Source organism: Craurococcus roseus (assembly GCF_039523795.1).
Taxonomy (GTDB): Bacteria; Pseudomonadota; Alphaproteobacteria; order Acetobacterales; family Acetobacteraceae; genus Craurococcus; species Craurococcus roseus.
Genome location: NZ_BAAAFZ010000019.1, coordinates 123,154 through 131,785, shown reverse-complemented (window position 1 = coordinate 131,785; position 8,632 = coordinate 123,154). Strand labels below are relative to the sequence as shown.

Annotated in this window: 7 protein-coding genes and 1 pseudogene; 1 reads left to right on the top strand and 7 read right to left on the bottom strand. The window is 73.4% G+C overall.

The features are described from left to right. The 5 genes and pseudogenes from ABD067_RS09045 to ABD067_RS09025 form a co-directional block, all read right to left on the bottom strand. A pseudogene (locus ABD067_RS09045) lies at window positions 1–609 on the bottom strand (hypothetical protein); the annotation flags it as partial. Continuing rightward, entirely contained in the window at window positions 606–1,493 is an 888-nt protein-coding gene (locus tag ABD067_RS09040) for a cation diffusion facilitator family transporter (protein WP_343894912.1), read from the bottom strand. The gene ABD067_RS09040 and the pseudogene ABD067_RS09045, both read right to left, overlap by 4 nt. Window positions 1,494–1,640: 147 nt before the next feature. After that, window positions 1,641–2,132, bottom strand: coding sequence for an anthrone oxygenase family protein (locus tag ABD067_RS09035; protein ID WP_343894911.1), 492 nt, complete (start codon window positions 2,130–2,132; stop codon window positions 1,641–1,643). Between the two features lie 56 nt (window positions 2,133–2,188). After that, complete coding sequence (gene metH / locus ABD067_RS09030) at window positions 2,189–5,713, bottom strand: methionine synthase (protein ID WP_343894910.1); 3,525 nt, start codon at window positions 5,711–5,713, stop codon at window positions 2,189–2,191. Window positions 5,714–5,736: 23 nt separating this feature from the next. Then, window positions 5,737–6,690 carry an ArsR/SmtB family transcription factor gene (locus tag ABD067_RS09025; RefSeq protein WP_343894909.1) on the bottom strand — a complete coding sequence of 318 codons (954 nt, stop codon included), beginning with the start codon at window positions 6,688–6,690 and terminating at the stop codon, window positions 5,737–5,739. 40 nt (window positions 6,691–6,730) lie between these two features. On the opposite strand from ABD067_RS09025, the gene ABD067_RS09020 reads away from it, so the two are divergent. Further along, entirely contained in the window at window positions 6,731–7,099 is a 369-nt protein-coding gene (locus ABD067_RS09020) for a hypothetical protein (protein WP_343894908.1), read from the top strand. Window positions 7,100–7,109: 10 nt separating this feature from the next. On the opposite strand, the gene ABD067_RS09015 is transcribed toward ABD067_RS09020, so the two are convergent. Together ABD067_RS09015 and ABD067_RS09010 are read right to left on the bottom strand one after the other, a co-directional pair. After that, entirely contained in the window at window positions 7,110–7,628 is a 519-nt protein-coding gene (locus ABD067_RS09015; RefSeq protein ID WP_343894907.1) for a GNAT family N-acetyltransferase, read from the bottom strand. Window positions 7,629–7,702: 74 nt separating this feature from the next. Next, a partial coding sequence (locus tag ABD067_RS09010; protein ID WP_343894906.1) for an ATP-binding cassette domain-containing protein occupies window positions 7,703–8,632 on the bottom strand: 930 nt, incomplete at its 5' end.

Genomic DNA, 8,632 nt, shown 5'->3' with positions numbered 1-8,632 from the left:
CGGCGGCGCGGGTCGCGGCGGGGCCGCCGGCGCGACGGGGGGCGGCAGCGGCAGGTCGGGCGGCCGGGCCTCTTCCAGCGCCGGCGCGGGCCGGTCCTCCATCGCGTCCGAGGCCGTCCGCGCCGCCGCGACCAGAGGCGGTGGCGGAGGCGGCTTGGCCGCCGGCGGCTCGGGCTCGGGCTCGGGTGGGGCTTCGGCGAGCGGCGGCTCTTGCGGCGGCGGTTCCTGCTCGGGACGCTCCGGGGTTCGCGCGAGCGGGGGCTCCGGAAGCGGCGTCTCGGTCGGGGGCTCCCCGCGCGCCTGCGGGTCGGGCGGCGGTTGCGCGGCGGGGGCCTGGGCCAGGTCTTGCTCTGGCTCGGCCGCCGGTCCCCGGTCCGGCGCCTCCGAAGCCTCCGCCGGCGCTGCCGCCCCGGCGCCGGGAGCCGCGTCCTCGGGGCTGTCCTGCCAGACGATCTCGACGCCGCGCTCCCGCGGCGTGTCCGGCAGCCGGTCTTGCATGTGCAAGACGGCGAGGGCGGCCAGCGCCGCGCCGTGCAGCAGCAGGGAGCCGAGCGCCGGGGCGGTGGAGGACAGCCGGCGCAAGGGCGACGGCGGCGGCGCCCCGGTCACAGCACCAGCACGCCCTGGTGCTTCGCCTTGCCCTCCGGCTCGACGTGGATGGTGATGACGGCGCCGTCCACTTCCGCTTTCAGCGCGGCCTCGATGCGGTCGCAGATCGCGTGCGCCTCGTCCACCCGCATGGCGCCGGGCACGACGAGGTGGAATTCGATGAAGGTGAGGCGGCCGGCGTGGCGGGTGCGGAGGTCGTGCGCCTCGATCGCGCCGTCGGCGCTGGCGGAGAGCGCGCCGCGGATGCGGCTCAGCAGTTCGGGCTGGACGGCTTCGTCCATCAGGCCGCCCACCGAGGCGCGGACCAGCCGCCCGCCCGACCACAGGATGTTGGCGGCGGTGAGCGCGGCGAGCAGCGGGTCGAGCCACAGCAGGCCGGTGGCGGCGACCGCCGCGACGCCGAGGATCACCCCGGCGGAGGTGACGACGTCGGCGAACAGGTGTTGCGCGTCGGCGAGCAGCGCGGGCGAGCGCAGGGCCTTGCCGCGGCGCGTGAGCACGACGGCCCAGGCGGCGTTGGCCGCGGTGGCGACGACCGAAACGGCGAGGCCCAGCGCCGCCTGCTCCGGCGCGCGCGGCTCCTGCCAAGCGCCCCAGGCCTCGTTGAGGATGAGCACCGCCGCGAGCACGATCAACGCGCCTTCCAGCACGGCCGAGAAGTACTCGGCCTTGGCGTGGCCGTAGGGGTGGTTGGCGTCCGCGGGCAGGGCGGCGAAGCGCACGGCCGCCAGCGCCGCGAGCGCCGCGACCACGTTCACCACGCTTTCCAGCGCGTCGGCGAGAAGCGCCACGCTGCCCGTCAAGCCCCAGGCGAGCAGCTTCAGCACCAAGACGGCCGCGGCCACGGCCACGCTCCCGAAGGCGGTGGCGACGGCGCGGCTCACGGCGGGTCTTCGGAGGGCGGCGTCAGGCACCAAGGGGCAGGCTTCCGGGCTCCGGCGGCGGGCGGTTCTTGCACCGGGCCGGCGGGGGACGGCAACCCCCGCGGCGGGCCGCGGTTTTTTGCGGACGGCGTAGCGGCGTCCCCGCGATCAACCCCGGATCGCCAGCGCCCCGGCGGCCGCCAGGGCGGCGAAGGCGAGCGACGCCGCGCCCGTGCGAAGGTGGTTCCAAGCGGTCCACGGACCGGCGAAGGCGCGCCACACCTCCGCCGCCGTGTCCGGCGCGAGCGGCGCGGCCGCCAGCGCCGCGTTCAGCGGCAGGTTCGCGGCGACGGTCACGCCGACCACCCCCGCGCCGTAGAGGACCGCCTCCGCGAGCGCCCACGACGCCGCCGCGCCCCACCCGGCCGCGAAGGCCAGGGCGGCGGCAAGGGCGGCGAAGACGGCGGGGCCGAAGAAGACGAACGCGAAGGACGGGCCGGTGATGTTCGCGTTAACCGCGCGCATCGCCTCGACGGCGGCCTCCGGCCGTGCCGCGGAGAGGCCCAGCATGACCGTGAAAGACCACGACCAGAAGAATCCGGCGCTCCACGCCGCCGCCAACAAGCCGAGCGGGAGCGCCGCCGCCAACAAGACCGTCATCTCGCGTCCCCCCGCGACCGAAGCAGACCCGGCCGCGGACTCTAACCCAGCCGCCGCTAGACCGAGAAATACTTCGCCCGCGGGTGGTGCAGCACGATGGCGCTCGTGGACTGCTCAGGGTGCAACTGCCACTCGTCCGAGAGCGAAACGCCGACGCGCTCCGCGTCCAGCAGCCTGAGCAGCGGCGCCTGGTCCTCCAGCTTCGGGCAAGCCGGGTAGCCGAAGGAGTAGCGGCCGCCGCGGTAGCCCTGCTGCAACATGCGGTCCATGTCGCGGTCGTCCTCGGCCCCGAAGCCCCATTCGGCGCGGATGCGCTTGTGGACGTACTCCGCCATCGCCTCAGCCATCTCCACCGAGAGGCCGTGCAGGTAGAGGTAGTCCTGGTAGCGGTTGTCCTCGAACCAGGTCCGGGCGATGTCGGACGCCTTCTGGCCGACGGTGACGACCTGGAGGCCGATCACGTCGCGCGCGTTCGGGCCGTCCTCGATGTCGCGCACGAAGTCGGCGATGCATTCTCCGTCCTGCTTGGGCTGCCGCGGCAGCGTGAAGCGGCACGCCTCGGTGACGCCGTCCGGCTCGAAGAGGACGAGGTCGTTCCCCTGCCCCGCGCACTTCCAGTAGCCGTAGATGGCCTGGGGCCTGAGGATGTTCTCGGCCTCGGCCAGCGCCAGCATCCGCTTCAGCACCGGGCGCAGCTCCTGCTTCGCCCAGCCGAGGAAGTCTTCCAGGGTCTTGCCCTGCTTCCGGAAGCCCCACTGGAATTGGTAGAGGCTGCGCTCGTTGATGAAGGGCACGACGGCCTTGGGCGCCGACTCGATGACGCGCGCGCCCCAGAAGGGCGGGTCGGGGATCGGTTCGCCGGCGGTGACGCGGCGGCGGCGCTCCTGGGCGTAGTTCACGTCCACCGGGGCGAAGCCGCGCGGGTCCGCGGTGCCGAGGGTGCGCTTCTCGTTGCGCGCCTTGCCCTTCCGCTTGGCCTGCAGCGCGGCGAGGTAGTCGTCGAAGCCGTTGCCCGTCACCCGGTCCATCAGGTGCAGGCCGTCGAAGGCGTCGCGGGCGTAGGCGACGCGGCCGAAGGCGCGGCCTTCGGTGGCGTAGGCGCGGGCGCAGTCGTCCTCGACGTAGTTGCGCGTCAGAGCGGCGCCGCCGAGCAGCACGGGCACCTCAAGCCCCTGGCGGCTCATCTCCTCCAGGTTCTCGCGCATCACCACGGTGGACTTCACCAGGAGGCCGGACATGCCGATGGCGTGCGCCCGGTGCTGCTTCACCGCCGCCACCATGTCGGCCAGCGGCACCTTGATGCCGAGGTTCACCACCCGGTAGCCGTTGTTGGTCAGGATGATGTCCACGAGGTTCTTGCCGATGTCGTGGACGTCGCCCTTCACCGTGGCGAGGACGATGGTGCCCTTCTCCTGGCCCTCCACCCGCTCCATGTGCGGCTCCAGGTACGCCACCGCGGCCTTCATGGTCTCGGCCGATTGCAGCACGAAGGGGAGCTGCATCTTGCCGGCGCCGAACAGCTCGCCCACCACCTTCATGCCGTCCAGCAGCACGGTGTTGATGATGTCGAGCGGCGCCATGCCGTTGTTCATCGCCTCGGCGAGGTCGTCCTCCAGCCCCTTGCGGTCGCCGTCCACGATGCGGTCCTTGAGGCGGCCTTCCGCGGTCTCGGCCCGCGCTTTGCGGACGGTGTCGGCGGCCTTCCGGCCGGAGAAGATCTCCAGCACCTTCTGCAAGGGGTCGTAGCCCTCGCGGCGGCGGTCGAAGATCAGGTCCTCCACCACCTCCACCTCCTCCGGCGGGATCAGGTGCAGCGGCTTGATCTTGGAGACGTGGACGATGGCGCCGCTCATGCCGGCCTTCACCGCGTGGTCGAGGAACACGCTGTTCAGCACGTGCCGCGCCGCCGGGTTCAGGCCGAAGGAGATGTTGGACAGGCCGAGGATGATCTGGATGTCCGGGAACTCCTGCCGGATCATGCGGATGCCCTCCAGCGTCCACTGCCCGAGCTTGCGGTCGTCCTCGTTGCCGGTGGCGATGGTGAAGGTCAGCGGGTCGATCAGCAGGTCGGATTGCGGCAGGCCGTGCTTGGTGCAGGCGAACTCCACCAATCGCCGGGCGATGCGGAGCTTGTCCTCCGCCGTCTTCGCCATGCCCACCTCGTCGATGGTGAGCGCGATCACGGCGGCGCCGAACTTCTTGGCCAGCAGCAGCCGGTCGTGCGCCGCCTGCTCGCCGTCCTCGAAGTTGATGGAGTTTATGATGGGCTTGCCGCCGTGCAGCTTCAGCGCCGACTCGATCACCGGCGTTTCCGTGCTGTCGATCACCAGCGGCGCGTTGACGCTGGAGGTGAAGCGGCGGATCACCTCGTCCATCTCCGCCATCTCGTCCCGGCCGACGAAGGCGGTGCAGACGTCGAGCGAGTTTGAGCCCTCCGCCACCTGCTCACGGCCTATGGAAACGCAGCCGTCCCAGTCCCCGGCCGCCTGCCGCTCGCGCCACGCCTTGGAGCCGTTGGCGTTGCAGCGCTCGCCGATGGAGAAGTAGCTGTTCTCTTGCCGCAAGGGCGTCGCCGCGTAGAGCGAGGCGACCGAGGGCACCCAGACCGCCGTGCGCTTGGCCGGGGCGGGGCGGAACCCCTTGCCGCCGTCGAGCCGGCGCAGCATGGCGTCGAGCGCCTGGATGTGCGGGACGGAGGTTCCGCAGCAGCCGCCGATCAGGTTCAGCCCGTCCTCCTGGACGAAGCGCTCCATCCAAGAGGCCAGCTCCGCCGCGCCCAGCGGGTAGTGCGTCTTGCCGTCCACCAGCTCCGGCAGCCCGGCGTTCGGCTGCACGCTCACTAAGCCCGGCCAGTTGCGCGACAGCCAGCGCACGTGCTCCGCCATCTCCTGCGGCCCGGTGGCGCAGTTCAGCCCCATCAACGGCACGTCCAGCGCGTGGACCACCGCCGCCGCCGCGCCGATGTCGGGCCCCACCAGCAGGGTGCCGGTGGTCTCCACCGTGACCTGCACGAAGATCGGCGTGTCGGTCCCCGCTTCGGCGCGGGCGATCTTGGCCGCGTTCACCGCGGCCTTGATGAACAGCGTGTCCTGGTTGGTTTCGGTCAGGATCGCGTCGGCGCCGCCGGCGATCAAGCCGCGGCATTGCTCCACCAGCGCCGCTTCCAACGCGTCGTAGGCGATGTTGCCGAGGCTCGGCAGCTTGGTGCCCGGCCCGATGTCGCCGATCACCCAGCGGTGCCGGCCGTCCGAGAAGCCCTCCGCCGCCTCGCGCGCCAGCTCGACAGAGAGCTTGTTGATCTCGAACGCCTTGTCCTCCAGCTCGAACTCGCCGAGCGTCACCGGCGAGCCGCCGAAGGAGTTGGTCAGCACCATGTCGGCGCCGGCCTCGAAGTAGCCGCGGTGGATCTCGCGGACGAGGTCGGGGCGCGACAGGTTCAGCACCTCCGTGCAGTTCTCCTTGCCCCAGAAGTCGCGGTCCGTGTCGAGGTCGAGCGCCTGCACGCGGCTGCCCATGGCGCCGTCGCAGAGCAGCACGCGGTCGCGGAGGGCGTCGAGGAGGTGCGGGCGGCGGGAAGCCATGCGCGGTGAGTCCTAAGCAGCGGTCAGAAGGTCAGAACGGCGGCGGGGGCGGAAACGCGGCCCAGGGTGCGGCGGGCCGGCCAAAGGCGGACGGGCAGCGCGCCTTCCACCACCCGCGGCGGCAGCGGCGCGCAGCCCACGGCGCCGAGCCAGCCGGCCAGCGCCGCGTCGTCGAAGCCGGGCCAGCGGTGGGCGTGGCGCTCCAGCAGCTCCGGGTGCCCGTGCGCTTCGAGGTCCACCACCACCAGCAGCCCGTCGGGGCGGAGCACGCGGGCGGCCTCGGCCAGCGCGGCCGCGGGGTCCTCGGCGTAGTGCAGCACCATCTGCAAGGCGACCACGTCGAAGGCTTGGTCAGGCAATGGCAGCCGGTACATGTCGGCCTGGCGCACGGCGCAGCGGTCGGCGACGCCGTGCTCGGCGAAGCGGGCGCGGGCGAGCGCCAGCATCTCGCGGCTGGCGTCGATGCCGAAGGCCCGCTCGGCCCGCGGCGCGACCAGTTCCAGCAACCGGCCGGTGCCGGTGCCGATGTCGAGGAAGGCGCCGATGCGCGGCGGAAGCAGGTCCAGCAGCGCCCGCTCGATCGCGGCGGCGGAGAGGCCCAGCGCCCGCACCTCGTCCCAATCGGCGCCCAGGCGGCGGAAGGTCTCGGAGGCTTCCCGCGCCCGGTCCGCCGCCAGCCGCACCGCCTGCCGACGGTCGGCGGCGAGCTGCGGGTCGTCCTCCGGCAGCCGCGCCACGATCATCCGGGCCAGGTCGGCGTCCGGCGGCAGGCCGAAATAGGCGTTGGCCCCCTCCGGCACGCGCTCCAGCAGCCCGGCCTCGACCAGCAGGCGGAGGTGGCGCGAGAGCCGCGGCTGCGACTGCCCCAGTATGTCGCACAGGTCCGACACCCGGAAAGCGCCGCGCGCGCAAAGCGCGAGCAACCGGAGCCGGGTCGGCTCGGCGGCGGCGCGGAGCTGGGAAAGGACGCGGTCCATAGGCTTGCGTATGACATAAAGATATCCTTATGTCTACAAGATGGCTTGGACCCTCGACGCCCGTCTACCTGTCGTGATCGTCGCGGACACCGCGGCGTTGGCCGGCGCGCTTGCCGCCGGGTCGAAGGCGGCGGTGCTTGCCGAGGCCCCGCCCCCGCCAATGCCGGAGGGGGCGGCGGCGCTGGCGAGCTTCGACCCGGTGGTGCCCCACGCCGCCGGGTGCGCGTGCTGCGGCGGGCGGCCGCCGGCCGCGGCGGCACTGGACCGGCTGTTCCAGGCGCGGGTACGGGGCGCCTGCCCCTGGTTCGAGCGCGTGATCGCGCTCGTCGGGACGCTTGCGGCGCGCGAGGCGGTCGCCGCCGCGCTGTCCGGCGACGCGGTCACGGCGGCTCGTTTCCGCGCCGGCTGATCCGGCGGCGTCAGCCCGGCGGTTCGCGGTCGCCCTCGCCGACCGCGCGCTGCATCGTCACGACGTCGAGCCAGCGCCCGAACTTCGCGCCGGTCGAGCGCATCACCCCCACCTGCCGGAACCCGAGCGAGACATGTAGGCCGATGGAGCCGACGTTCTCCGAGTCGCCGATCACCGCGAAAATCTGCCGGAAGCCGCAGTCCTCGGCCCGACGCAGCAGCGCCGCCACCAACGCCTTGCCGACGCCCTGACCACGGATGTCGTTGCGAACGTATACTGAGTCCTCGCCGGCGTAGCGGTAGGCCGAGCGCGGGCGGAACTGGTTGAGGTAGGCGAAGCCGAGGATCTTCCCGTCCTCCTCCGCCACCAGCCAGGGCCAGCCCTGGTCCTGCACATTGCCCATGCGACGCGCCATCTCGGCCTCGTCCGGCGGCTCCTCCTCGAAGGTGCCGGTGCCGTGCAGGACGTGGTGGGCGTAGATGGCGGTCATGGCCGGCACGTCGGCCGGCCCGGCGTCGCGGAGCTCCATCCCTCGTGCCTAAAGCATTTCCGCCCGCCGCGGCACCCGACGATTTCGCTATCCCGCGATGCGCGTGCCCAGGATCACCCCGCCGCCGGGAGGGCGCGGCCCCCCGCCAAGCGCACCACGCGCGTCGGGCGCTCCGCGCCGGTGAGGCGGTGGGCGAGCAGGACCACCGTGCGCCCCGAGGTCGCTTCCTCCAGGGTTTCGAGGAAGGCGCGCTCGGCGTCCGCGTCCAGGCCGGCGGTCGGCTCGTCCAGCACGACGACCGGCGCCGCCGAGAGCAGCACGCGCGCCAGCGCCAGCCGCCGCGCCTGGCCGCCGGAGAAGCGGGCGCCGCCTTCGCCGCAGCCGGTGGAAAGGCCGTCGGGCAAAGCCCGCACCAACTCGCCGATGCCGGCGCGGTCGAGGGCGCGCCAAAGCGCCGCGTCCGGCGCCGCGGGCGCTGCGATCCGCAGGTTGGCGGCGATGCTGTCGTCGAAGAGCCGCGCGTCCTGCGCCAAGCAGGCGACGCGGCGGCGCACCTCCTCGGCCGGTAGGTAAGCGATGTCCACGCCGCCGAGGGTGACGCGCCCGGCGCCCGGCGCCGCGAGCTTCAGCAGCAGCGCGGCCAGGCTCGACTTGCCCGAGCCCGAGGCGCCCAGGACGCAGAGGCGGGCGCCTTCCGGCACCTCCAGGTCGAGCCCGGCGAAGACCGGCGGGCGGTCCGGCGCCCAGGCGAAGCCCACGCCCTCGAAGCGGACCGCGTGGCCCGCCGGCATCGCCGCGGGCGCATCCCAGGGTTCGGCGACGGGCGCCCGCGTGTCGGCCGCCTCGAAGAGCCGGCGCGCGGCGGCGGCGGCGGCGGCCAGCGAGGCGCCGGCGCGCGGCAGCATGCCCATCGGCTCCGCCGTCGCGGCCAGGAGGAACACGGCGGCCACCGCCAGCACCGCCCTGGCCCCGTCCCCACCGGAAGCTATGCCCCAGGCGAGGGAGCCCAGCAGCGCCGCTTGCACCAGCAGCGCGCCCGCGGC